The sequence below is a fragment of the Candidatus Hadarchaeales archaeon genome (assembly GCA_038736355.1).
Lineage (GTDB): Archaea > Hadarchaeota > Hadarchaeia > Hadarchaeales > WYZ-LMO6 > WYZ-LMO6.
This window is the reverse complement of sequence record JAVYML010000001.1, coordinates 376,144-399,129: the sequence shown is the minus strand read 5'-3', so window position 1 is coordinate 399,129 and position 22,986 is coordinate 376,144. Positions and strand designations below refer to the sequence as shown.

Here is a 22,986-nt window from a genome sequence, read left to right as displayed (position 1 = left end):
TCAAAGGAAAGAAGCTTGATAAGAACGGAGCTCTGTGAGGAGCTGGGAATCAAATACCCCATCATCCAGGCAGGGATGGGGCCCTTTGGTACCAATAAACTGGCCGTGGCTGCAGCCAATGCCGGTGTGTTGGGATTGATAAGTGCGAGTGCGCTGGAGTTCAAGTTCATGTCCGAGGACACCTACGAGATGTTCAAGAGGACCTTTGAGCCTGGAATGGAGGGTCCCACCCCCGCGGAGACCTTGAAGAACATTTTCAGGCATACCCTGGAGAAAACCAGGGAGTCGAAGGGGATCTTCGGGGTAAACGTGATGGTTTCCGAAGAGGTGAGGGGGCCGGCCGAGGAGATGATCCGGGCCACGCTGGAGGTGAGGGAGGAAGATCCGGAGATGAAGAAGAGGCTCAGGGTGCTGGTTACTTCCGCGGGCAACCCGGTTCCGTGGAGGGAACTGGTAAAGTCCTCCGATATCTTCTGGATGCATGTGGTACCTTCCGTGAGGGCGGCCAAGAAGTGCCTGGAGGCGGGGGTGGATGGGATCATAGCTTCCGGGCATGAGGGTGGTTTCCATGTGGCTTGGGAACCCTTACACAGCATGGTCCTCCTGCCCGCCGTGGTGGAGGCATGTCCCGGGGTTCCGGTGGTGGGTGCAGGGGGCTTTTGCGATGGGAAAACGCTCGTGGCGGCCCTGGCCCTGGGAGCCCAAGCGGTGCAGATGGGGACGAGGTTCCTGTGTACCCAGGAGAGCGATTTCGTGGATCTCTGGAAGGAGAGTATCCTGAAGGCGGGAGACAGGGGAACGATCGTGGCCAGGGGAATAGTGGGTCCCGCCAGGTACATCAGGACCCCCTTCGCGGAGGAGATGGCCGAAGTGACGGCGAAGTATTCCCCGGGAGTTTACATCGGAAGGCCCGACGACCTTACGACCGTTCCCGTGGAGGTCCTCATGAAGGAGATGGAGGGCTTCATGGCAACCTATGCCGGGGACAGGGAGAGGGCCTTAACCGCGGGAGGTGAGTGCGCCCAAAGGATCAACGATCTTCCCACCGTGAAGGAACTCGTGGAGAGGATAATGAGGGAAGCCGAGGAAACCTTGGAGAGACTGAAGAAGCTTTAGCTGAGATAGCCCGTGTAGCCCTCCCAGGAGCGGTAGGAATTGTCGCTGAGGGTGAGGTGGACCTTCACGTAGTACTGTCTTCCCCTCTGGGGATGCTCCCCTCCCGGAAGGTTCCACTTCGCCATATCCTCCTTCAGCACGATTTTGTGGTTCTCCGGTGAGGGAAAGCCCCCGAAGTCGGTCTCGATGACGTTGTCCACGAACCCTATGCCGTTCCCGTAATCGATGCCCACCGACCAGGAGGTGACCCCCCTTCCTCCACTCGTGATCTCCACCACCACCGCGAAGTCGTAGGGTGAGACGTTACCCATGAAATCGATCCAGTCGTCAAAGTAGACCCTATCGATAGAAAAATACTCGGTGGGAAAACCTGGGGGAGTTCCCCCTTCCTCCTTTTCAGAGCGGAAAACCACGAAGGAAGAAGCGGCTATCACCACCACTACCACGAGGACCAGCAGGATTCCCCAATACTTCATCCTTCCACTTTCCCTCCACCTTTTTAAGCTTGATGGTGGAGGAAGGGGAGGATTTGGGATGGAAGTGAGGGACCTGGTTTCGAAAGAGTTTCAGACCATAGGAGAGGAGGACTTCCTCTCCAAGGCGGTGGGGATGTTCAGGGAGGGAAAGGTGAGACCGGGAGGGGCCTTGCTCGTGGTGGATGGGAGGGGAAAATGTAAGGGGGTACTCACCGAGCGCATGATCGTGAGGTCCAGACTGGACCCCAGTAAAACCAAAGTGAAGGCGGTCTACCGTCCCTCCCCCTTCCTTTCACCCGAAGAAAGGGTGGAGGAAGCGGCGAGGTTGATGGTTGAAAACGACCTCAAGCATCTCCCGGTCGTGGAGGGGGGAAGGATCGTGGGGGTGGTGACGGACATGGCCATCCTTCAGAAGATGGTGGAGGGGGAGGAGGGTTTGAGGCGGGTCAAGGAGGTGGCCACGAAGGAGGTGAGGACAATAGACGAGAACGAAACTTTGGCCACCGCCCTAGCGGTGATGAGGGAGGAAGGAATCTCCAGGCTTCCCGTGACGAGGAAGGGCAAACCGGTGGGCATCATCACCATGCACGATCTGGTGGTGAACGTCATAAGACCCAAGGATCAGGTGAGGTTCGGGGATCTGGCTGGGGAAAAGCCCAAACCCCTCGGCACTCCCGTGAGGGGTTTGATGAGTGAGCCCCTCCTCTGGGTTCGTCCCGAAACCACCCTCAGGGAAGCGGTGAAGTTGATGGCGGAAAGGGACGTGGCTTCTTTGGTGGTGATGGAGGACGGAAGGCTGGAAGGAATCCTCACGAAGAGCGATCTCCTTTCCTTCTTGGCGAGGAAAGAGGAAAGGGGAGGGGTTTATCTCCAGCTTTCCCTCGACAGGAGCTCGGTGGACGATTTGGAATACGAACGCATGCTCTCGGATCTGAAGGGTTTCGTGAGGAAGTATGCCACGCTGGTGAGGGGAGGAATGATCTCCGCCCACTTCAAGAGGATAGGAAGCAAGGGCAAGGATAAGCCCCTCGTGAGCTGTAGGCTCACCGTGAAGGGGAAGAGCCAGCTGGTGGGGGTGGGGGAGGGATGGGGTTTCGCACAGGCCCTTTCCGCCGCCATGGAACACTTGGAAAGGAGGCTCATGAGGAGCAGGGAGAGGGAAAAGGATCACAGGTTGGAGGAGAGACTCTTAGAAAAATTCATCTGGGAATGACTACCCGAGCTCCCCCAACCTCTTCAGAACCTCCAGGGCTTCCTCCCTCCTTTCGGGCAATACCACCGAGTAGACCTGACATCCCCTTTTCCCGAATTCCTCAGCCCTCTCCCCCACCTCTTCGGCCGTAGCCCAATCCTGAAGGGAAAAGACGAAGGAGTTCCTCCTTTCCCTGGGCAGATTTTCCTTCAGGAAGCGAGCCAGCTTTCCATATCGTTCGGGAGAAAGGGCGGCGGGAATCCAGCCAGAACCGTAGCGGAGGGTGAGTTCCAGCATACGCTTTCCGGTGCTCCCTATCCATAGGGGTGGATGGGGTTTCTGGAGGGGTTTGGGTTCCAGGATGGCACCCCTGACGGAGTAAAACTCACCCTCAAAATCCACCCTTTCCTCCGTCCACATTTTCACCATGAGTTCCAAGGCTTCCCTCGTTCTCCTCACCCTCGTTCCCGCACTTTCCCATTGGGCGTAGATCTGGAATTCGTCTATGTGCCATCCCGCCCCCACCCCCACTATCAACCTTCCTCCGGACAGATGGTCCAGGGAGGAGATCATCTTGGCGAGGAGGAGGGGATTCCTGAGGGGGAGGGGGGTCACACAGGTTCCCAGTTTTATTTTCTCGGTTTTGGCGGCCAGGAAGGAGAGAAGGGTATAGGCTTCCAGGGTCCTCTCCCCACCCTGCATGGGAAGGAGGAAGTGGTCCCAAACCAGGAAGGCCTCCGCCCCCCTGCGTTCGGCTTCCCTGACCATTTCCACCGCTAGGGAGGGATGGGAGTACTCTCCGTAGGCAGGATAGATTACCCCGAACTTCATTCCCTTACCTCCAGTCCGTGGTAGGGAAAAATGTTCTCCTTCACCTCCTCCACCACTTCCCTCACCCCTTTCCAAACGGAAGGGGGGGAAGTTCTCTTCTCGTCCATCAAGTTTTCCAGTTTCTCGAGGGGGAAGCCTGAGAGGGAGGAGAACATGATGGTCCAGCACCGGCAGACGTCGGAGGAGCTATATCCTCCTCCCCCCAGCACCAAGTACTTACCCCCACAGAGCTCATGGGAGAGCTCATGAACGAGCTGGGAGAGCCTGAGATAACCGTGGGTCGTTAGGCCCAATCCCACGAGGGGATCCCTGAAGTGCCCATCCACTCCGAATTGGTGGATGAGGATCTCCGGCCGATAGGCTCTCAGGAGGGGAGGGACCACTTCCTCGAAGGCGAAGAGGTAAGCATCGTCCGAGGTCCCTGCTGGAAGGGGAACGTTCACCGAATAGCCTTCACCCTCCCCCTTTCCCTTTTCCCAGGGGTATCCGGTTCCTGGATAGATTCCTTCCCTGTGGAAGGAAATCTTCAACAGGGGTTCCTCGTAGAGGAGATCCTGGGTTCCGTCTCCATGGTGTCCATCCGTGTCTATCACCGCGATCCTCTTCACACCCTTCTTTTGAAGATATCTCACGGAAAGGACCACATCGTTGAAAACGCAGAAGCCCGCCGCATGTTCCCTGCCCGCATGATGCAGTCCTCCCCCTGGATTGAAGGCATGTTCCACTTCCCCGCTCAGTACCAGCTCCGCCCCCTTCAGGGAACCACCCACCACCCATAGGGCTCCCTCGTAGAGTTCTTTGGTGGCGGGAGTATCCCCGTAATCCAGGAAACCCCTCCCCCTTTCGCTCATCCTCTTCACGAAGTTCACGTATTCCTTCGAATGGACCATGAGGAGGTCCTCCTCCCTTGCCGGTTCGGGCTCCACCAGCTTGGCATACCCCTCCAGCACTCCCAGCTCCTTCAGTTTTTCCACGGTTTTCCTTTCCCTTTCGGGTTGGAAGGGATGGAAGGGGCCAAAGTGGTACTTCAAGTATCCTTCCGCATAGACCAGAGCACTTCTCATCCCTTTCCCCTTCTCGGCTTCAGAAAAAGGCTTAACCCTTCCTCCACGGAGAAAAAAGGATGGAAGCTGAGTTCTACAGGAGGGAACTGGAGAACGGCATGACCATCCTGGTGGAGCGAAGACAGCTTCCCCTTTTCTCCTGCGTGCTCGCCGTGAGGGCTGGTGCGGCCCACGAGCCGGAGGAAGAAAAGGGAGTGGCCCATTACTTGGAGCATTGTCTCTTCCAGGGAACGGAAACCCGTTCTTCCGAGGAGCTCTCGGCAGCGGTGGAGAAGAAGGGTGGGACTTTGAATGGGTTCACGGCGGAGGAGCTCACAGCCTTCTGGATGAAACTTCCCTCCCAATATCTGGATCTGGGTTTGGAGCTCTTGGGTGACATGCTCTTCCATCCCGCCTTCCATCCCGAGAGGCTGGAAAAGGAGAAGAAAGTGGTGCTGGAGGAAGTGAAGATGGTCCACGACAATCCGAAGAGTCACGTGTTGGGAAAAATCAAATCCCTCCTCTATGAAAAACCCTTTGGCGTGGAGGTGCTGGGTACAGTGAAAACGGTGAGGAGGCTCTCCCAAGTCTCGTTGAGGAACTTCCTGGAGAAATACAACCGCCCCATCCTTTCGGTGGTGGGGAAGGTGGATCCGGAGGAGGTGGTGGAATTGGCGGAGAGGTATCTTCCCTTCCCCAAAAGGGAGGAGCCGGATATCCGGGTGAGGGAGAGGAGGGGGGAGAGGGTGGAGAGGAGGGAAGAACTCAAACAGGCCCATGTGGCTCTGGGTTTCCACACCCCTACCTTGAGGGATAGAAGGAGGTATGCCCTTCAGTCCTTCTTGGCGGTGCTGGCAGACGGTGCTTCCTCCAGACTCTTCCAGGAGATCAGGGACAAAAGGGGTCTGGCGTACGAGGTCTCCGCCCATCTCAACGTGGGGAGGAACTACGGTTACGTGGCCCTCTATGCGGGAACGGAGGCTGGGAAGGTGGAGGAGGTGAGGGACCTCATGCTTTCCGAGATAAAGGGGATGTGCGAGCTTGAGAGGAAGGAACTGGAGGAGGCCAAGGAGCAGCTCATAGGTCAGCACAGGTTGATGATGGAGAACAGCTACAGGGTGGCCCTAGCTCTGGTTTACGAGGAGCTGGCGGGATCGGCCGAGGAGTTCTACAAGTACGAAGAGAGGATTTCCGAGGTGAAACTGGAGGAGGTGAGGGAGCTGGGGAGACTCAAGGACTATTCCCTTTACCTCCTCCTTCCGGAGGCGGGGGGATGAGGGAATTCCTTTACATCTTCTTCTCCACTTGGTTCTTTGGTCCAGTGGGTGGTACGGCCTGTGCTTCGCTCGAGGGCTTTCAGGCAGAGGAGATCCTCCTCCTCATTTCCTTCTGTAATGTTCTCATAGCCTTCCTGTGGCTCCTCTTGGCGGAGCTCCTCTTCCGCAGGCTGAAGCCCCTCTTTCACCTTGGAAAGGGATCAACCCTTACCTCCCTTGGCCTGCTGGCCTTTTCCCTGGGTTCGATGGTGGCGGTGATGACCGCCTATGGGTTGGGTGTGGGAAGGAAGGCCTTTCCCATCATCGCCCCTTGCGCCGTGGCGAGCGGGATCCTCTGGACCCTGGGAGCTTTGGGCCTCCTCACCCTCTTCCCTCCCTTCTGGCTCTACATGGGAGCCCTGGTGGTAACCCTTTTCCTCCTTTCCCTCAAGCTCTATTCCAACAGGGAATCCCTCAAGAGTTTCCTGAGGAACGGGAGGATGATAGGCCTCAGGTCAAATAGATCCCAAGACTAGTTCTTCGTACTTCCTCAGGAATCTCTCCCAGTATTCCTTCGCCGCCCCCCACTTGTCCCTTTGAAACTTCTCCCACCACTTCCTCCCGCTTTCGTTCTTCTCCGAGAGTTCCCTGGCCATGGTGGCCACCACATCCACTATCCTCTCTCCCTCGAAGAAAACAGGCCCCACACCCGCCTTCCTGTTGTATTCTACGATCCTCTTCAGTATTCCCTTGCAGTGGGCATCGTAGTCCACCTTTATCCCCCAAGCTTCCTCTAGAAGGCGGGGAAGGATGCGCTCGCTCCATCCCCTGTGAAACCTGCAAAGGCCGTTGTTTTCCGAGTACATCTCCTTGACCGCCCTTTGATAACAGAGTTCCGCGAATTCTTCCGGTTCCTTGAACTCCGAGTGATAGAAGGTGAAGTATTTCCCTTGGATGGGTACGGGCATGAGGTTACCCGGACTCCAGTACATGGCAGGGGTGATGGAACCGTCCCTCCCGAAGGCCACGTAAACTGCCAGATCCTCGAACCTCTTTCCCGTTTTCCTCACCCTTTCCTCAAACCTTCGATCGAATTCCTTCGCTGCCCTTCTCACCCCCTCCCCTATCAAACCCGAAAGCTCGTTCTCGCGGTAGGCCACGGCCTCGGCCAGTTTTTCCAGAAGGGTTGCATTTTTCCAGGAATCGGAGGGATGGAAGGAGGAGGGGTCGAAGGAAGGATTTTCCTCCAGTCCCAGTTCGTGGGGTTGTAGTAGCCCGGAATGGAGACATTCGAAGATCCATCCGCAGGTGTTTCCGAACTCTATGCCGTCAAAACCCAGAGAATCCACCTTGTACACGGCCCTTTCGGCAGCCCTTTGATCGAAGATCCCGCAGTTGGGACCGTTGGCTTCGTAGGGTTCATAATCCTTTTTGTATCTATCCCTCACCTTCTTACACACCCCTGGACAGGGTTCCCCGCAGTTTTTCCACACCTTCACCCTCACCCACGGTCTCGAGAACGTGGAGGGAATCTCCAGGGAAGGACGGAGGTGCTTCCTGGAGGTGATTTCTTGGTCGAACTGTTTGAGGTACTTGGTCCGGATCAGCCTTTCGTAGAGTTCCAGCCTCTTCTCCTTGGGAAGGTTCACGGAACTCCAACCAAACATGATCGCCAGTTCCCTAAGCACGAAGTAGTTTACCCCAAAGGTTCCTCCCGATCCCACCGCTTCGTCGTACCTGTATTTGACGGTGGCTTCCGAGGCCACCTTCATCATCCCCTTCCCAAGGAGTTTCTTGAAGACTTCCTCCGCCTCCTCCGGATCCGCTAGGTTGACTCCTGGAAACTTCCTCCATTCGTTCCTTCCCCCCAGCACCAGGGCTATCACCCCATGGGCCCTAGCCATCACGGAGCCAGGGCCCCCCCTGGCCGCCCAATCCTCGGCCCCCACGTCCTTTTTCTCCCCCTTCACGGCCGAGGAAAAGATTCCCCCCAGATTCGTGTGGAGGGAGGCGGGGCCCACACAGAGCACGCGGTATTCCAGCTGGCTTCCCCTCTTCCTGTACCATCCACCGAATTCCTCGAGCAGGAATTCGTGCAGGGCGTAAACACCTTCCTCACCTTCGTATCCCTTGTAAATCTCCTGGAGCTCACCCGGAGAAAGTTCCCTGAACTTCATCTCCAATCCAGAGGGGGAACCCTTCAGGGCCACCGCCAGGGGAGTTTCCGCCCTTCCCTCTAGGGCCAGGTATTCAACTCCCAGGTGACGGAAGGCATAGGCTGCCCCTCCTATGGTGGAAAAGAAGAAGCCCTCCCAAAGGGGAGAGCGGAAGCAAAGGGTGAGACGATGGGTCCCCGGTATGCAACTTCCAGCGAGTTTGCCCATTCCCAGGCAGAGTACGTTGTGTTCGTCGTAGGGGGGATAGAGGTAACTTCGATAGAGTTCGAGGTGGCAATAGAGGCCCCAGTCCACTGGCCCCAGAAGGTTCGGATCCTTCACTTCCGAGATCCGAAGCTCCTTCTTGCCAGCGTTCAGAAAGGCTACTCGGCTTTCCATTCACCCACCGGCGGCCGGAGGGAGGATCATCAGCAGGTCGCCCTCTTTTACCCTCGTTCTTTCTCCCTCGAGGAGTTTGACGTTCCTTCCGTTCAGGAGCAGGATGAAGGAGGAGGGAAGTTTTCCATTCTCCAAGAGTTCCAACTCTTCCAGTTCCCTCGAGAATCTCCTCTCGAATTCCCCGAGGATCTCCCCAACCGTGTTTCCTTCTATCTCCACTTCCCCTATCTTCTCCGTGAGGAGGAGACCCGGTTTGACCCTGACCCTCGGCATCACAGTATTTTGAGATAGCTTCTAAATAAATCAGGTTCATCCACCTATGGCCACCGGTAGGATCCGAATCCTGTCACCTTCTCTCAACTCCTCCTTTCCTTCGATGATTTTCTTTTCCCTGATCACCACTATCCCCTGTTCCTTCAAACCCAGTTTTGAAAGGAGGGCTTCCACCGTGGCCCCCTCCGGAAGCTCTATCTCCCTTTCCTCCAGCTCCTCCAGAATCCTCACCCTTATTTTCATCCCACTATCCCCCACCCACTGGTGGGAAGAGATAAACCACATCCCCCTTTTTGAGGGGGGTATCGAGTCCTTTGAGCCAACGGACTTCCCTTCCGTTGACCAGCACCTTTACCGTTTTTTTGAGGTCCTTTCCCCCTTCTTCCAGCAAAGCTTTTCCCAGCCCCTCTCTCTTCTCCTTGAGGATTAGGAGGAGGGAACGTACATTTTCGGCTTCCACTTCCATTTCTTCCCCGCCAGCCAGTTCCCTGAACTTGGCGAAAAATTTGACCTTGACCATTCAAAAAGAGAAGGAAGGGGGAATAAAAAAGTTGGGAGAAAAAACCGGTTCAGCACCTTTAAGAGAGGGAAGAGGAAGGTATAGAGGTCGAAAATGGTAAAGAAGGGTCCGAAGAGGCATCTCAAACGGTATGCGGTACCGCGGGCGGTGAAGCTTCCAAGGAAGTCCCTTCCTTGGGCAGTGAAGGCTGGACCAGGACCCCATCCTGCCGACCGGGCCCTTCCCCTCGCCATCCTCCTGAGGGATCTCTTGGGTCTGACCTCCACCCTTTCGGAAACCAAGAAGGTACTGGCCGAAAGGAAAGTACTGGTGGATGGGAGGGTGAGGACAGACCATCGCTTTCCCGTGGGACTGATGGATCTCGTCTCCCTTCCCTCCCTGGGCACTTCCTACCTGATCTCCATGGATAGGAACGGGAGGCTCATTCCCCTTCCCGCCGAAGAAACTTCCTTCAAACTCTGCAGGGTGACGGGAAAGAGGATGGTGAAGGGGGGGAAAATCCAGCTCTCCCTCCACGACGGTAAGACGGTGTTGGGGGATTACAACGAGGTAAAGGTGGGTGACACCCTCAAACTCTCCCTTCCCGACTACAGGGTGGTGGGGAGGATACCCTTCCAACCGGGTGTGTGGGCGCTCGTAACGGGAGGGAAGAACGTGGGAAAGGTGGGAAGGATCGCGAAAGTGGAGGGAAGGGAGGTGGAGCTGGAAGAGGATGGAGGCAGGTTTCAGGCTCCCTTCGATTACGTCTTTCCGCTGGATAAGCCCCTGGAGGTGAAGGCTTGAACCCCATGAGGGAAGTGAGGATAGAAAAGGTTACCCTCAACATAGGGGTGGGGGAAGGGGGAGAAAAACTTTCGAAGGCGGAAACCCTCCTCGAGAGGCTCTGTGGGCAGAAACCCTTCCGCACGCTTGCCAAGAAGACCATAAGGGAATTCGGCATGAAGAGGGGGGATCCCGTGGGCGTGAAGGTTACCCTGAGGGGGAAGAAGGCGGAGGAGATGCTGGTGAGGCTCCTCCAGGCCGTGGACAACCGTCTTTCCTCCAAGTGTTTCGATGGGAACGGTAACTTCTCCTTCGGCATAAGGGAATACATCGATATTCCTGGGGTGAAGTACGATCCGGAGCTGGGCATGTTCGGGATGGATGTGTGCGTTTCCTTGGAGAGGCCGGGATTCAGGGTGAAGAGGAGGAAGAGACAAAGGGCGAAAATACCACCTTCCCACAGGATAGGAAAGGAGGAAGCCATAAAATTCGTGACTGAAAAGTTGGGAGTAACGGTGGTGGAATGAAGAGGGTCTTCGGAAAGGGGGCTCACAAGTGCAGGAAATGCGGAAGGTCGGGCCCAGTCCTCACTAGGTATGGACTCTACCTTTGTAGGAGATGCTTCAGGGAGCTGGCCCCCAAACTGGGCTTCAAGAAATACCATTAGGTGTGGAGATGTTACTCGATCCCCTAGCCAACGCCCTCTCCAAGATCTACAACTGCGAAAAGGCGGGGAAGAAGGAAGTGGTGGTTTATCCCACCTCCAGATTGATAGAGAGGGTCCTAGAGGTTTTCAAGGAGGAGGGATACATCGAGGATTTCGTGAGGGAAGGGAATACCCTGCGCGTGAAACTCAGGGGGAGGATCAACAGGTGTGGGGCCATCAAACCCAGACACTCCGTGAAGAAGGGAGAATACGAGAAGTGGGAGAAGAGGTTCCTTCCCGCGAGCGGTCTGGGAACCATCGTCATCACCTCTTCCCAAGGGGTGATCTCCCTTTCCCAGGCCAAGGAAAGGGGGGTGGGTGGGAAGCTTTTGGCCTACGTTTACTAGGTGATGGCCATGCCCGAGGAAGAAATAGAGATTCCGGAGGGGGTGGAAGTGAAGATGGAGGGTGGAAGGGTGGAGGTCAGCGGACCCAAGGGCACGGTTTACAGGACCTTCAACCTCAGGGACATACAGCTGAGAATGGAAGGGAGAAGGATCAAGATCTCTTCCCCCTCGGAAAAGAGGAGGGTCAAGGCCATGATCGGTACCATCAAGGCCCACCTGCGCAATGCCTTCAAGGGCGTAACCCAGGGTTTTGTGTACAAGCTCAAAATCGTCTATTCCCACTTCCCCATCACGGTGAAGGTGGAGGGGGACAGGGTTACCATCCATAACCTCTTGGGGGAAAAGGTCCCGAGGGTGGCGAAGATCATGGGAAGGGCACAGGTGAGGGTGGTGGGTGATGAGATCATAGTGGAAGGTGTGGACAAGGAGGAGGTGGGGCAGACCGCCCTCAACATAGAACAGGCGAGCAGGGTGAAGGGAAGGGACCCGAGGGTCTTTCAGGACGGATGTTACCTTTTCGAGAGGGGATGAGGATGCAGAAGAGGAAACTTCCGAAGTTCAGGAGGCAGGAGTGGTTCAGGTACAAGAGGGTGGGGGAGAAGTGGAGGAGACCAAAGGGGAAGGACAGCAAGATGAGATTGGAGATCAAGGGCAAGCCTGCAGTGGTGAAGATAGGATACAGGAACCCCAGGGAACTGCGGGGCTTGCATCCCTGCGGTTTGAGGGAGGTTCTGGTGAGCCGTCCGGAAGATCTGGAAGGGATAGATCCCTCCACCCATGCGGTGAGGATTTCTTCCACGGTGGGGAAGAAGAAAAGGGAGCAAATCCTTTCCAGGGCCAAGGAGCTGGGCCTTAAGGTGCTCAATCCGGGGAGGGGAGGATGAAGCTCAGCACCCAGCGCAGGTTGGCGGCGAGCTTGCTTGGGGTGGGGGAGAACAGGATTTGGATGGATCCCTCCAGGCTTGAGGAGATCGCTTCCGCCATAACGAGGAGGGATGTGGAACGCCTGATAAAGGAGGGGGCGATAAGGGCGAAGCCCGTGAAGGGGATAAGCAGGGGGAGGAAGAGGGGAAAGGAGAGGAAGAGGGGGCCCGGGAGCAAGAAGGGTTCCTGGGGGGCGAGGCTCCCGAAAAAGGAGAGATGGATAAGGAGGGTAAGGGCCCTGAGGAAGAAGCTCAGGGAACTGAGGGACAGTGGCAAGATTTCCAGATCGGAATACCGCAGGCTATACCGGAAGGTGAGTGGGGGTTACTTCAGGAGCAAAGCCCACCTGGAGGCCTATCTGAAGGAGAGGGAGGGTGAGGGGAAGTGAGGAACTTCAGGAGGAGGAGGGAAGGAAGGACCGACTACAGGCTCAGGTTCAGGCTCCTCAAGTCCGGAAAGCCCCGTTTGGTGGCAAGGGTTTCCCTGAACCACGTGAGGGCCCAAGTGGTGGAGTTCAACGCCAAAGGTGATAAGGTGAAGGCATCGGCCTTTTCCGGGGAACTCAAGAAGTTCGGCTGGAAGGGAGGTACCTCCAATACTCCGGCCGCCTACCTGGTGGGTTTGATGTGCGGTTTGAGGGCCAAGAAGGCGGGAGTGGAGGAGTGCGTGCTGGACATAGGTTTGCATACTCCCGTTCCCTCTTCCAAGGTTTTTGCCGTGCTCAAGGGGGCACTGGATGCGGGTCTGAAGATTCCCCACTCGGAGCAGGTACTTCCCTCCGAGGAAAGGATAAGGGGAGAACACATCGCCGAGTATGCGAGACTCCTGAAGGAAGAAAGGGAAAGGGAGTATTCCAGGAGGTTCTCGGAGTATCTCAGGAGGGGTCTTCCCCCCGAGGAACTCCCGGACCATTTCGAGGAGATAAAAAAGGTCCTGGTGGAAAGGTTGGGTGGGTGAAGTGATGGAGAAACCTACCTTGGAGACTTGGGAACCGAAGACGGCGTTGGGAAGGGAGGTCAAGGAGGGAAGGGTGAAGAGTCTTTCCGAGATCCTCAGGAAGGGTATACCCATCAAGGAACCGGAAATAGTGGAATTTTTGGCCCCCAACTTGGAGGAGAGGATCCTTTCCATAAGCTTCGTACAGCGCATGCACAAGTCGGGGAGGAGGACGAAGTACAGGGTGCTGGTGGCGGTGGGGAATAAGGATGGCCTGGTAGGGGTGGGACACAACAGCGCGAGGGAGATAAGGGAGGCGATAAGGAAGGCCACCGTCACGGCAAAGATGAACTTGGTGGAGATAGCGAGGGGATGTGGCAGCTGGGAGTGCATGTGTGACAGACCCCATTCCGTGCCCGTGCAGGGAAAGGGGAAGTGGGGAAGTGTGGAGATCACCATAAAACCCGCCCCCAGGGGCTTGGGTCTGGTGGCCTCGGAAGTTCCCAAGACGGTGTTGGAGCTGGCGGGGGTAAAGGATGCCTGGACCTTTTCGAGGGGGGAAACTAGGACCACCATCAACTTTTCCATGGCCACGCTGGAAGCCCTCAAAAACATTACGAGGATAGCACTCGTGGGGAGGAAAAAGGGGATCCACCTGGGCCCCACGGGTGAGGGATCGGGAGGGGAGACCGGTGGCTGAGCTTTTGGCAGTGGTGAGGCTCAGGGGGAACATCAAGGTCAGAAGGGAGATGCTGGATACCCTCAGGATGCTGGGCCTTACGAGGGTGAACCATTGTGTCCTGCTCAGGGGAGGGGACTCGGAGAAGGGAATGTTGAAGAAAGTTAAGGATATGGTGACTTGGGGGGAGATCAACAGGGAAACCCTCCTCCACCTGCTGAAGAAGAGGGGGAGAATAAGGGGGGAACTTCCCCTCACGGAGGAGAGGGTGAGGGAATGGGGATTTTCTTCCCTCGAAGAACTGGCCGATGCCCTGCTGGGTGGTAAGGTTTGGGTGAAGGATTTGCCCGGACTCAAGAAGGTTTTCAGACTTCACCCCCCGAGGGGAGGCTACAGGGCCATCAAGAAGTCGGTGAAGGAAGGGGGGGACCTGGGTTATAGGGGGGAGGCCATCAACGAGCTGCTCATGAGGATGATCTGAGGTGGGAGGATGGTGGTCAGGAGGAGGAGGAAGGCCAGGAAGTACGACGGAAGAACGCATGGACGGGGATGCGCGAAGAGGGGAAGGGGGAGTGGAGAAAAGGGTGGAAAGGGATGGAGCGGGGGACACAAACAGAAGTGGAGCTACATCCTGAAGTATTTCCCCGATCACTTCGGTAAACATGGCTTTGTTCCCGTGGAGAGACCCGAACCGGTGGCCATCAACGTGGGGGAGATAGACGAGAGGATAGAGGAGCTCCTGGAGAAGGGTATCGCCGAGAGGAAGGGGGAGAGGATAGCGGTGGATGTGACGAAGCTTGGGGTGGAGAAGGTGCTTGGAGGGGGAAAGGTGGAGCACGCACTGGAACTCAAGGCACCCTATGTGACCGAGCTGGCGAGGGCCAAGATAGAAGGGGCTGGAGGTCTGGTGATAGGGGAGTCGGCCGATGAATCAGGAAGCGAAGCCTAAGTCCAGACTCTACGTTTTCAAGCCCGTCCTGAGATTCCTCCCCGAGGTGGAGGTTCCCAAGAGGCATGTTTCCTTCAGGGAGAAGTTCCTCTGGAGTGCTCTCGCCCTCCTGCTCTTCCTGGTGATGACCCAGATCCCCCTTTATGGGGTAGAAAAACCCATTCAGAGCTTCTTCGGGGCCCTCAGGTATGTGCTGGCGAGCCATGCCGGAAGCCTGGTGGAGCTAGGAATAGGACCCATCGTGACGGCGGGCATCATCATGCAACTGCTGGTGGGGGCAAAACTCATAGGTTTGGATCTGAGGGAGAGGGAGGATAGGGCCCTCTTCACGGGTGTACAGAAGCTCTTCGCCATCTTCATGGCGATCTTCCAAGGAGGGGCACTGGTGATGGGGGGATGGTACACCCGTGGAGGGAATCCCCTTCCCCTCGAGACGAAGATGCTCGTACTCGGCCAGCTCGTACTCGGGGCAGTGGTGGTGATGTATTTGGACGAGCTGGTTTCCAAGTACGGTTTTGGAAGCGGGATAGGTTTGTTCATCGTGGGCGGGGTGGCCACGGAGGTGATCTGGCAGGCCCTTTCCCCCTTCACCTATGGAGGGGAGCTGATAGGGGCCCTTCCCTTCTTCTTCAGCACCCTCCTCTCGGGAGGTCCCCTGTCGGAGGCCTTCACGAGGGGAGGGGCGAATATGCTCGGGGTAATAGCTACCGTGGGAGTCTTCCTGGTGGCGGTTTACGTGGAGAGCATGAGGGTGGAGATACCCCTTGCCTACGGGAGGTTCGGGGGGATCAGGGGGAGGTATCCCCTGAAATTCATGTACACCTCGGTTATACCCGTGATCCTGGCCATGGCGGTTTTTGCCAATCTCAGGCTCTTGACCTATTTCCTTCCCCGCCTCCGCTTCATGGATCCCTACCTGAACGCTCCCCGAGGACTCACGGAAGTCCTCGGAGACCCGATGAGGACCCTCATCTATTTCCTCCTCCTGGTCTCCCTTTGCGTGGCCTTCAGTGTCCTTTGGGTTTCCCTGGCGGGAATGGGACCGAGGGAAGTGGCGGAGAGTCTGGATGAAGCCGGTTTCCTCATCCCGGGTTTCAGGAGGGATGTGAGGGTGATGGAACAGTTCCTCTCCAGGTACATCGGGGGTCTCACGATCCTGAGTGGTTTGGTCATAGGTTCCCTTTCCGCCCTGGCCGATTTCCTGGGAGCCCTGGGATCGGGAACGGGTATCCTGCTGGCGGTGGGCATTACTTATAGCCTCTACGAAGAAATAGCCAGGGAGCGGGTGAGTGAGATGTTCCCAGCCCTGAGGAGGTTGTTGGGTGAGTGAGAGCATGTCCTCCGAAGTCACTCCTCCCCAGCCCTCCCCTGCCAAGGGGGGAAGGCTGCTGGAAATATCCGTTTTCCTCCTGGTACTCCTGGCGCTCTCCTCCATCCTGTGGGCGGTTTTTTCCCATCGGGAGGAAACTCCTGCCAAGGCGATGCTGGGGGAGGTGGATCAGTCCCTCCTCTCCCTGAGACATGGGAGTGAGGAAGGGGCCAAAGACCACCTGGGAAGGGCAAAGGAGGAGTACCAGACTTGGAGGTCAGTACTGGAGAACCTCGATCCCGAACTGGACAACGAGATCCTCAAAACCTTCGAAAACCTCCTCTCCAAACCTTCGGAAAGGGGCATCCTCTCCCTGCGTTCCATGCTGGAGAAGGGGATTTCGAAGATGGGGCTGGAGGTTCCCCTCACCTACCGACATGCCACCTCTTTAGTGCTCCTCATCTCCCTCCTCTTTTCCCTCTTCGTCACCCTTCTCACGAGGAGGATGGTGAATTGGGAAAAGGTGAGGAGGATAAGGGAGGAGGTGGCTTCCTGGCAGGCGGAACTGAGGGAGGCACAACGCAAGAAGGATATGAAGAAGGTCCACAAGATGATGCTGGAGCAGGGACGCATCCTCTCCCTCCAGGGAGAAATGATGAGGGAGAGCTTCCGTCCCACGCTCGTTTACCTCTTTCCCTGGCTCCTCCTTTGGGCCCTCCTGAGTAGGATCTATGTGGGTTGGGTGATGGCTTGGCTCCCCTTTTCCCTTCCCCTCCCCTTCTTTGGGGAGTGGTCCTCCTGCGGCTTCGTGGGGTGGCTTTTTATAACCTATTTCTCCTTCTCTCATCTCTGGAGGAGACTGCTCATAGGTGATTGAATGCCGGCGCGCAGGCTGAGGACGGGGGCCAAGAGGAAGGTTCCCGTCAGGCTTCCCGGGGGGAGGACCAAGATAAGGTACGAGGATAGGAGGGGAGACTTCCCCAGATGCAGGGAGTGCGGAAGGCCCCTACCCGGAAGTCCCAGGAGGGCGGGAAGTCTTCCCCGCTCTTCCAGGAGGGCAAACAGACCCTTCTCGGATCTCTGTTCCGAGTGCTCGAGGGAGGCCCTGAGGAGCCTCGTGAGGTAGGTGAAGCTTGCTCATCGCCATAAGCGGGGATCACGGAGCGGGAAAGAGCACGGTGGCTAAGGAACTGGCAAAGAGACTGGGACTCAGGCACCTCTCCGCAGGGGAGATCTTCAGGCGCATGGCGGAGGAGAAGGGGATGGATCTCAAGGAATTCTCGGAATATGCGGAAAAACATCCCGAGATAGACTTGGAAATAGACCGGAGGCTGGGGGAGGTGAAGGGGGAGGCAGTGGTGGATGGAAGGCTCGCGGGATGGATGGTGAAGGGGGCGGATCTCAGGGTCCTCTTCACGGCCCCCCTTGAGGTGAGGGTGAGGAGGATAGCGGAGAGGGAAGGGAGGGACCTGCAGGAGGTGAGGGAGGAGACGCTGGCGAGGGAGGAAAGCGAGAGAAAACGGTTTAAGGAGCTCTACGGCATAGATATAGACGATCTCTCCATTTTCGACCTGGTGATCAACACCGCCAGGTTGGAGGTGGAGGAGGAAGTGGAAATACTGGAAAGATTGGCGAGGAGGAAGGAAAGTGGAAGTGGGAAGGGTGTGTGTTAAGTTGGCGGGAAAGGAGGCGGGAAGGAAGTGCGTGGTGGTGGAGGTACTGGACGATACCTACGTGGTGGTGGTGGGAAAGGGGGTGAAGAGGAGGAGGTGCAACGTCAAGCATCTGGAACCCCTGAACCTGAAGCTGGACCTTCCCCCCAAGGTGGATGACGGAGAGGTGATAAGACTCCTGGAAGAAGCCCTCTCGAGTGCAGGGGAGAAGGGGAAAGGTGCTTGAAGGAGCTACCCTTCCTCTCCAAGAGGGAAGTTTTGGTCAGGGCCGAGGACGTAACGGACGAGAGGTACGGCTGTCCCCCTTCCCAGCGCCCCATCACGGACCATCTCAGGCTGGGGGTGTTGAACCTGGACAAGCCCGTGGGTCCCACTTCCCACGAGGTGGTTTCCTGGGTCAAGACGATAATGGAGAGGAAAAAGGCGGGTCACTCGGGTACTCTGGACCCCTCCGTGAGCGGCATTCTCCCCATAGCCCTGGAGGATGCCACCAAGGTCCTCCAGGCCCTCCTACCCGCCGGTAAGGAGTACGTTTGCCTCCTCCATCTCCACGGTGATGTTCCGGAAGCGAGGTTGAGGGAGGTAATTGGGGAGTTCGAGGGGGAGATTTACCAGCGTCCCCCCATGAGGGCGGCGGTGAGGAGGAAGCTCAGGAAGAGGAAGATCTACTATGCCGAGATCCTGGAAAGGGAGGGGAGGAACGTCCTCCTGAGGGTGGGATGTGAGGCGGGTACCTACCTCAGGAAGTATTGCTTTGACCTCGGGCTTGCCCTCGGCTGCGGTGCCCACATGAAGGAGCTGAGGAGGACGAGGACGGGACCCTTCACCGAGGACGGTACGCTGGTGAAGCTGCAGGATGTTGCCGATGCCTATGCCTTCTGGAAGGAGGAAGGTGAGGAAAAATGGTTGAGGAAAACCGTGCTACCCGTGGAAGCGGCAGTGGGTCACCTCCCCAAGCTGGTGATAAGGGATGGGGCGGTGGATGCCCTCTGTCATGGTGCGGCCCTGGCTGCTCCCGGCGTGCTCAGGGTGGAGACGGGGATTTCACCCGGTGATCTGGTGGCGGTGATGACCTTGAAGGGGGAACTCGTTTGCCTGGCGAGGGCCACGCAAACCTCCAAACAGATTTGGGAAGCAGACCATGGAATAGTGGCGAAGCCCGAGAGGGTGGTGATGTCTCCCGGTACCTATCCGAGGAAATGGAAGTGAGCCTTTGCCCGGGGGAAAAACCCGTGGGGACTACGAACGTTCTAGGGAGGAAGAGAGGGAGGCACTGGAAGCCGAGGGAAGGGGAGAACTGAAGGATGCGGAGAAGCTTTGGAGGAATTATGCGAGACTCAAAGGGAAAAAGGGTAGCTACTTCCTTGCCTCCTACGGACTTTGCCAACTGGGTAGGTTGTTGGAGAAGGAGGAGAGGTGGGGGGCGGCGGCTGGGATATACCGGAAGGCAGCGGGGATGGCCGAGAGGGGCGGGAGTATGGAGCTTGCGGCCCTTTTCCTGCTGGAAGCCGCCAGATGCTGGAGGAGGGCGGGAAGGAAGGGAAGGGCCTTTGAAGTTTATGAGGTCTTGGCTGAGAAGTGGGAGAAGAGGGGAGATTTCTTTAAGGCCGCGGATTCCTATGAAAGGGCGGCCGAGCTCGTGGGGATGGGGAAAAATTATCGTAAGCCTGGGGAAGCCTGGATGAAATGTGCCGAAGGGCACATGAAGAGGGGAGATCTTTCCGATGCCCTTTGGGCATTGGAGAGGGCGGAAAGGTATTTCAGAAGGGTGGGTGACTTCGAGTCCCTAAGGGTTGTGGAAGGGAGACGAAAGGAAGTGGAAAATCTCGGAAGGGATTAGAGCTTCCCCCACCTTTCTTCCGTTTCGAAGATCTCTATCCTTTTCCCCACCTCGCGGAGGAAACTCCGTGGTTCGATGATCCCCTCGGGTGGGAAGACCCCCTTTCCCTCGATCCCTCCCCTGGCAATCCCCAAAGCCCCAAGGGCGGCTGGAAGGGCCGTGGCGACCACGGCGGAAGGGCAGACTATCCCGTAGATCCTTCTCACCCTTTTCCCTCCTTCTTTCCCCCTGACCTCGGCCCTCAAGGCCACGCCCAGCGAGTACTCTCCCAGCTTTTCCAGTTCCTCCTGGGCCCTTTCCAAGAGCTCCGGGGGAGCGAAGTCGGTCAGGTTGAGCGTCAGCTGGACCAGGATTTCACGGAGGGGAACGGAAACCCCCCTCAAACTCAATTCCTTCAGGCTGGTGAGGCCCACCTCGGCGAAAGTCTTGGCCAGGTCCGCGAGGAAAGAGGGCCAAATCGTTCCCTTGTTGGTGACCGTCTTTACCCCATGGATGTACCTGGGGAGCGTTACGGGTTCGGGATGTCCCACGTGATAGACCCTTTGCTCACCCACGGGAGGAGGAAAGGCCACCACTTCCGGTTCGGAAAGGGCCTTTACCTTCTCCCACTTTCCCTCCCGATAGGTCACGATTTCACCGGTGATGGCATGGAAGTAATGGGAGATGATGGCTGGACCCATTTCCGGATCCACTCCCGTCCAAGCCCAAGCGGTGTGTATCTCCTCCACTTCCAGTCCCGTCGCCCCGTACTTAGCGAGGAGGTTCAGGAGACCGGGGGTGGCCCCCAGTCCTATGATGGCGAGTACACCCGCCCTCTCGGCCTCCCCGTGTAGGGAGAGGCATTCCTCCGTGGCGTCGTAATCATCGTCCACATCCACAAGGCAGGTACCCGTTTTGATGGCGGAACGGAGAACCTTGGCCCCATACAGGTAATAGGGTCCTATGGTGTTCACGGCCACATCCACCCCCCTCAAGACCTCCGCCAAACTGGAGAAGTCATTGGCATCCACCTGCTTGGGGGAGGCACGACCCCCCACTTCCTCGCAAAGACTCTTGGCCCTTTCCAGGTCCTTGTCGGCCACGACGAGGTCGACTTCCGGTGCAAGTCTGGAGAGTTCCCGTACCACACCCGAGCCTATGTGTCCGGCTCCCCCCAGTACCGCTATCCGCATCCCCCTCCCTTCGAAAGGCAAAGTTTAAAGTTAGCCTTTTTACTCTGCCTCACCGAAGGGAGTGGGCCGGGGTAGCCTAGCCAGGTAAGGCGCACGCCTGGAGAGCGTGTGACCCTTTGGGTCTCGAGGGTTCAAATCCCTCCCCCGGCGCCTTGGGGAGAAGGGTATTGTCTTATAAGTTTTGGTTTTTAGAGTTTTCGTAATGGCTGAGTTCAAACACATCGTGAGGATGATTTACAAGGATCTGCCGGGAGAGAAATCCGTGCAGTGGGCCCTCTCCGAACTGAAGGGAGTGGGGCCGGCCTTTGCCAGGGCCGCTGCCCTGGCCGTGGGGGTGAATCCCTCGGAAAAGCTGGGTTCTCTGGATGAGGAGACCCTGAAAAAGCTGGAAGAGGTGCTCAGGGATCCCGCCAAATATGGGATCCCCTCCTGGATGCTCAACCGGAGAAAAGATTATGAAACGGGAAAGGACCTCCATCTCATAGGACCTGACCTGGAGATGGCCATCCAGGGAGACATAGGATTGGAGCGCAAGATCAGGAGCAGGAGGGGAATAAGGCATGAGTTGGGACTCCCCGTGAGGGGTCAGAGGACCAGGACTACCGGTAGGAAGGGAATGACGGTGGGTGTGAAGAGGAAGGAGACCAGGATAAAGGAGGAGGCTGCGAAGGCCAAGGAGAAGAAGGAAAAGAAGAAGGAGGAAAAGAAGGGGTGAGGGAGTGAAGAGGCAGAGGAAGAAATACAGCAGACCGCGCCATCCCTGGGACAAACAGAGGATGGATGCGGAGGATGTCCTCCTCAGGAAGTACGGTTTGAGGAGGAAGAAGGAAATATGGAAGACCGCGGCCATTCTCAGGGGATGGAGGAGGCAGGCCAGGAGGTTGTTGGCTTTGAGCGGCAAACAGGCGGAGCTGGAGACCAGACAGTTGTTGGATAGGCTAAGGAAATACGGTCTGGTGGGGGAGAATGCCACCCTAGACGACGTGCTCAGCCTCACGGTGGAAGACCTGCTGGAGAGGAGGTTGCAGACGGTGGTTTACAGGAAGGGACTGGCCAGGACCCCACGCCAGGCCAGGCAGTTGATCATCCACGGCCATGTGAAGATAGGGGAGCAGAGGGTGAGGACTCCCAGTTATCTCGTGCCCGTGGAGGAGGAGGGAAAAATAGAAGTTACCCTTCCCCTGCCCTCTCCCGTGGGACCGGCCCAGCAAGGAGGTGAGGGATGAGCGAGCAACCCAGAACCGGAAAATGGGGTGTGGCCCACATCTATTCCTCCTTCAACGATACCATCATCCACATCACCGACCTGACGGGTGCGGAGACCATCTCCAGAAAATCCGGGGGAATGGTGGTGAAGAGCGATAGGGAGGAGGCCTCCCCCTATGCCGCCATGCAGGCTGCGGCGAGGGCGGCGGAAGAGGCCATGGAGAAGGGGATAGTGGGGGTCCACATCAAGGTGAGGGCCCCGGGGGGCAGCGGTCCCAGGAGTCCAGGTCCGGGGGCACAGGCGGCCATCAGGGCCCTGGCCAGGGCGGGACTCAAGATCGGCACCATCGAGGATGTTACCCCCATTCCCCACGACGGTACGAAGAGGAAGGGGGGAAGGAGGGGGAGGAGGGTCTGAATGGAGGTGAAGATAACTTCCCTCACGGAACAGGAGATGGAGCTCAGGCTGGAGGGCATTACCCCTGCCTTTGCCAATTCCCTCAGGAGGGCCATCATGAGGGAAGTACCCATCATGGCGATAGATGAGCTGGAGGTGAAGATGAACGATTCCGCACTCCACGACGAGATCATCGCCCATCGTCTGGCGATGATCCCCCTCCGTACCCCCCTCAGGGGATACGTCCTTCCCGAGGAATGCAAATGCGAGGAGGGAAGATGCCCCAAGTGTACGGTTACCTTTTCCCTGAAGAAGGAGGGCCCATGCGTGGTGATGAGCGGGGACCTACAATCCTCGGACGAAGAGGTGGTACCCGTGAGTCCCTCCATACCCATCGTGAAACTGGAGAGGGGGCAGAAGCTGGAGCTGATCGCCCTGGCCAGATTGGGCTTTGGGAGGGAGCATGCGAAGTGGCAGCCTGGCCTGGCCTACTACAAGTACATGCCCGTGGTGAGGGTGGATCCGAGGAAGTGCGATGGATGTGAAGCTTGCGTGGAGGTATGTCCACCGAAGATCCTCGTCCCCTCGGATGGAAAAGTGGAGGTAAAGGAAGTGGAGAGGTGCACGATGTGTAAGATGTGTGAGAGGGCATGTAAGAGGGAGGCGGTGAGGGTGGGTTTCGATGATAGCAGGTTCATCTTCAGGGTTGAAACCAATGGCTCCCTCAGGCCGGAGCAAGTCTTCCTTCAGGCGATCAAGGCTTTGACGGGCAAATGCAAGGAACTGGAGAAGCTGGTGGAAAAGCTCTGAGGAAAAAGGATAAA

Annotated in this window: 34 protein-coding genes and 1 tRNA gene; 27 read left to right on the top strand and 8 right to left on the bottom strand. The window is 57.2% G+C overall.

Annotated elements, in window-relative coordinates; genetic code table 11:
- The first annotated feature begins 15 nt into the window (after positions 1-15).
- On the top strand, positions 16-1,116 hold the full coding sequence (locus QXG22_01900) for a nitronate monooxygenase family protein (protein MEM0358752.1): 1,101 nt from the start codon (positions 16-18) through the stop codon (positions 1,114-1,116).
- Here the strand turns inward: QXG22_01900 and QXG22_01895 are convergent.
- Complete coding sequence (locus tag QXG22_01895) at positions 1,113-1,592, bottom strand: hypothetical protein (protein MEM0358751.1); 480 nt, start codon at positions 1,590-1,592, stop codon at positions 1,113-1,115. The genes QXG22_01900 and QXG22_01895 overlap by 4 nt on opposite strands.
- Before the next feature lie 58 nt (positions 1,593-1,650).
- Here QXG22_01895 and QXG22_01890 point away from each other — a divergent pair, with 58 nt between their 5' ends.
- Positions 1,651-2,805: a CBS domain-containing protein gene (locus tag QXG22_01890; GenBank protein MEM0358750.1), complete on the top strand. Its 1,155-nt coding sequence runs from the start codon at positions 1,651-1,653 to the stop codon at positions 2,803-2,805.
- Here QXG22_01890 and QXG22_01885 read toward each other — a convergent pair whose 3' ends face one another.
- Together QXG22_01885 and QXG22_01880 are read right to left on the bottom strand one after the other, a co-directional pair.
- Positions 2,806-3,615, bottom strand: coding sequence for an LLM class flavin-dependent oxidoreductase (locus QXG22_01885; protein ID MEM0358749.1), 810 nt, complete (start codon positions 3,613-3,615; stop codon positions 2,806-2,808).
- A complete protein-coding gene (locus QXG22_01880) occupies positions 3,612-4,679 on the bottom strand; it encodes an acetoin utilization protein AcuC (protein ID MEM0358748.1) in 1,068 nt (355 codons plus the stop codon). Before QXG22_01880 ends, QXG22_01885 begins: the two co-directional genes overlap by 4 nt.
- 59 nt (positions 4,680-4,738) lie before the next feature.
- On the opposite strand from QXG22_01880, the gene QXG22_01875 reads away from it, so the two are divergent.
- Positions 4,739-5,935, top strand: coding sequence for a pitrilysin family protein (locus QXG22_01875; protein MEM0358747.1), 1,197 nt, complete (start codon positions 4,739-4,741; stop codon positions 5,933-5,935).
- On the top strand, positions 5,932-6,450 hold the full coding sequence (locus QXG22_01870; GenBank protein ID MEM0358746.1) for a hypothetical protein: 519 nt from the start codon (positions 5,932-5,934) through the stop codon (positions 6,448-6,450). The genes QXG22_01875 and QXG22_01870 overlap by 4 nt, the downstream gene beginning before the upstream one ends.
- Here the strand turns inward: QXG22_01870 and QXG22_01865 are convergent.
- The 4 genes from QXG22_01865 to QXG22_01850 are packed head-to-tail and all read right to left on the bottom strand — an operon-like array spanning position 6,430 to position 9,262.
- Positions 6,430-8,469 (bottom strand): aldehyde ferredoxin oxidoreductase N-terminal domain-containing protein, encoded by a 2,040-nt coding sequence (locus QXG22_01865; GenBank protein ID MEM0358745.1) that lies wholly within the window; start codon positions 8,467-8,469, stop codon positions 6,430-6,432. The two genes, QXG22_01870 and QXG22_01865, sit on opposite strands and share 21 nt — an antisense overlap.
- Positions 8,470-8,742, bottom strand: a complete 273-nt coding sequence (locus QXG22_01860; protein ID MEM0358744.1) for a MoaD family protein — start codon at positions 8,740-8,742, stop codon at positions 8,470-8,472.
- Between the two features lie 36 nt (positions 8,743-8,778).
- Positions 8,779-8,985 (bottom strand): MoaD/ThiS family protein, encoded by a 207-nt coding sequence (locus tag QXG22_01855; protein ID MEM0358743.1) that lies wholly within the window; start codon positions 8,983-8,985, stop codon positions 8,779-8,781.
- 4 nt (positions 8,986-8,989) lie between these two features.
- Complete coding sequence (locus QXG22_01850; GenBank protein MEM0358742.1) at positions 8,990-9,262, bottom strand: ubiquitin-like small modifier protein 1; 273 nt, start codon at positions 9,260-9,262, stop codon at positions 8,990-8,992.
- Positions 9,263-9,355: 93 nt separating this feature from the next.
- Between QXG22_01850 and QXG22_01845 the strand changes: the two genes are divergently transcribed.
- Genes QXG22_01845 through QXG22_01760 form a run of 18 tightly spaced genes read left to right on the top strand, consistent with a single transcriptional unit; the run spans position 9,356 to position 19,387 of the window.
- Positions 9,356-10,045 carry a 30S ribosomal protein S4e gene (locus QXG22_01845; protein MEM0358741.1) on the top strand — a complete coding sequence of 230 codons (690 nt, stop codon included), beginning with the start codon at positions 9,356-9,358 and terminating at the stop codon, positions 10,043-10,045.
- 5 nt (positions 10,046-10,050) lie between these two features.
- Positions 10,051-10,551: a 50S ribosomal protein L5 gene (locus tag QXG22_01840; GenBank protein MEM0358740.1), complete on the top strand. Its 501-nt coding sequence runs from the start codon at positions 10,051-10,053 to the stop codon at positions 10,549-10,551.
- The gene (locus QXG22_01835; GenBank protein MEM0358739.1) at positions 10,548-10,691 is read left to right on the top strand and encodes a 30S ribosomal protein S14; all 144 of its coding nucleotides are present in this window, start codon (positions 10,548-10,550) and stop codon (positions 10,689-10,691) included. The genes QXG22_01840 and QXG22_01835 overlap by 4 nt, the downstream gene beginning before the upstream one ends.
- An 8-nt stretch (positions 10,692-10,699) precedes the next feature.
- Positions 10,700-11,077: a 30S ribosomal protein S8 gene (locus QXG22_01830; protein ID MEM0358738.1), complete on the top strand. Its 378-nt coding sequence runs from the start codon at positions 10,700-10,702 to the stop codon at positions 11,075-11,077.
- 9 nt (positions 11,078-11,086) lie between these two features.
- Positions 11,087-11,608 carry a 50S ribosomal protein L6 gene (locus QXG22_01825; GenBank protein ID MEM0358737.1) on the top strand — a complete coding sequence of 174 codons (522 nt, stop codon included), beginning with the start codon at positions 11,087-11,089 and terminating at the stop codon, positions 11,606-11,608.
- Between the two features lie 2 nt (positions 11,609-11,610).
- Positions 11,611-11,961, top strand: coding sequence for a 50S ribosomal protein L32e (locus QXG22_01820; protein ID MEM0358736.1), 351 nt, complete (start codon positions 11,611-11,613; stop codon positions 11,959-11,961).
- Complete coding sequence (locus QXG22_01815; GenBank protein MEM0358735.1) at positions 11,958-12,389, top strand: 50S ribosomal protein L19e; 432 nt, start codon at positions 11,958-11,960, stop codon at positions 12,387-12,389. Before QXG22_01820 ends, QXG22_01815 begins: the two co-directional genes overlap by 4 nt.
- On the top strand, positions 12,386-12,958 hold the full coding sequence (locus QXG22_01810; protein ID MEM0358734.1) for a 50S ribosomal protein L18: 573 nt from the start codon (positions 12,386-12,388) through the stop codon (positions 12,956-12,958). Before QXG22_01815 ends, QXG22_01810 begins: the two co-directional genes overlap by 4 nt.
- Positions 12,951-13,637: a 30S ribosomal protein S5 gene (locus QXG22_01805; GenBank protein ID MEM0358733.1), complete on the top strand. Its 687-nt coding sequence runs from the start codon at positions 12,951-12,953 to the stop codon at positions 13,635-13,637. The genes QXG22_01810 and QXG22_01805 overlap by 8 nt, the downstream gene beginning before the upstream one ends.
- The gene (locus tag QXG22_01800) at positions 13,630-14,097 is read left to right on the top strand and encodes a 50S ribosomal protein L30 (protein MEM0358732.1); all 468 of its coding nucleotides are present in this window, start codon (positions 13,630-13,632) and stop codon (positions 14,095-14,097) included. The genes QXG22_01805 and QXG22_01800 overlap by 8 nt, the downstream gene beginning before the upstream one ends.
- Positions 14,098-14,106: 9 nt before the next feature.
- On the top strand, positions 14,107-14,565 hold the full coding sequence (locus QXG22_01795) for an uL15 family ribosomal protein (protein MEM0358731.1): 459 nt from the start codon (positions 14,107-14,109) through the stop codon (positions 14,563-14,565).
- On the top strand, positions 14,543-15,895 hold the full coding sequence (secY, locus tag QXG22_01790; protein MEM0358730.1) for a preprotein translocase subunit SecY: 1,353 nt from the start codon (positions 14,543-14,545) through the stop codon (positions 15,893-15,895). The genes QXG22_01795 and secY overlap by 23 nt, the downstream gene beginning before the upstream one ends.
- Positions 15,888-16,751 carry an EMC3/TMCO1 family protein gene (locus QXG22_01785; protein MEM0358729.1) on the top strand — a complete coding sequence of 288 codons (864 nt, stop codon included), beginning with the start codon at positions 15,888-15,890 and terminating at the stop codon, positions 16,749-16,751. Before secY ends, QXG22_01785 begins: the two co-directional genes overlap by 8 nt.
- Positions 16,752-17,000 carry a hypothetical protein gene (locus QXG22_01780; GenBank protein ID MEM0358728.1) on the top strand — a complete coding sequence of 83 codons (249 nt, stop codon included), beginning with the start codon at positions 16,752-16,754 and terminating at the stop codon, positions 16,998-17,000.
- 7 nt (positions 17,001-17,007) lie between these two features.
- Positions 17,008-17,547: an AAA family ATPase gene (locus QXG22_01775; protein MEM0358727.1), complete on the top strand. Its 540-nt coding sequence runs from the start codon at positions 17,008-17,010 to the stop codon at positions 17,545-17,547.
- Positions 17,528-17,773, top strand: a complete 246-nt coding sequence (locus QXG22_01770) for a 50S ribosomal protein L14e (GenBank protein ID MEM0358726.1) — start codon at positions 17,528-17,530, stop codon at positions 17,771-17,773. Before QXG22_01775 ends, QXG22_01770 begins: the two co-directional genes overlap by 20 nt.
- The gene (locus QXG22_01765; protein ID MEM0358725.1) at positions 17,770-18,756 is read left to right on the top strand and encodes an RNA-guided pseudouridylation complex pseudouridine synthase subunit Cbf5; all 987 of its coding nucleotides are present in this window, start codon (positions 17,770-17,772) and stop codon (positions 18,754-18,756) included. The genes QXG22_01770 and QXG22_01765 overlap by 4 nt, the downstream gene beginning before the upstream one ends.
- A 4-nt stretch (positions 18,757-18,760) precedes the next feature.
- Positions 18,761-19,387 (top strand): hypothetical protein, encoded by a 627-nt coding sequence (locus QXG22_01760; GenBank protein ID MEM0358724.1) that lies wholly within the window; start codon positions 18,761-18,763, stop codon positions 19,385-19,387.
- Here QXG22_01760 and QXG22_01755 read toward each other — a convergent pair.
- On the bottom strand, positions 19,384-20,559 hold the full coding sequence (locus QXG22_01755; protein ID MEM0358723.1) for a saccharopine dehydrogenase NADP-binding domain-containing protein: 1,176 nt from the start codon (positions 20,557-20,559) through the stop codon (positions 19,384-19,386). The two genes, QXG22_01760 and QXG22_01755, sit on opposite strands and share 4 nt — an antisense overlap.
- 65 nt (positions 20,560-20,624) lie before the next feature.
- Between QXG22_01755 and QXG22_01750 the strand changes: the two genes are divergently transcribed.
- The 5 genes from QXG22_01750 (at position 20,625) to QXG22_01730 (ending at position 22,972) form a co-directional block, all read left to right on the top strand.
- Positions 20,625-20,709 (top strand) — tRNA-Ser (locus tag QXG22_01750).
- A 52-nt stretch (positions 20,710-20,761) separates the two neighbouring features.
- On the top strand, positions 20,762-21,274 hold the full coding sequence (locus QXG22_01745; GenBank protein MEM0358722.1) for a 30S ribosomal protein S13: 513 nt from the start codon (positions 20,762-20,764) through the stop codon (positions 21,272-21,274).
- A 4-nt stretch (positions 21,275-21,278) separates the two neighbouring features.
- On the top strand, positions 21,279-21,785 hold the full coding sequence (locus QXG22_01740; GenBank protein MEM0358721.1) for a 30S ribosomal protein S4: 507 nt from the start codon (positions 21,279-21,281) through the stop codon (positions 21,783-21,785).
- On the top strand, positions 21,782-22,183 hold the full coding sequence (locus tag QXG22_01735) for a 30S ribosomal protein S11 (GenBank protein MEM0358720.1): 402 nt from the start codon (positions 21,782-21,784) through the stop codon (positions 22,181-22,183). The genes QXG22_01740 and QXG22_01735 overlap by 4 nt, the downstream gene beginning before the upstream one ends.
- A complete protein-coding gene (locus QXG22_01730; GenBank protein ID MEM0358719.1) occupies positions 22,184-22,972 on the top strand; it encodes a DNA-directed RNA polymerase subunit D in 789 nt (262 codons plus the stop codon).
- Positions 22,973-22,986: the final 14 nt, after the last annotated feature.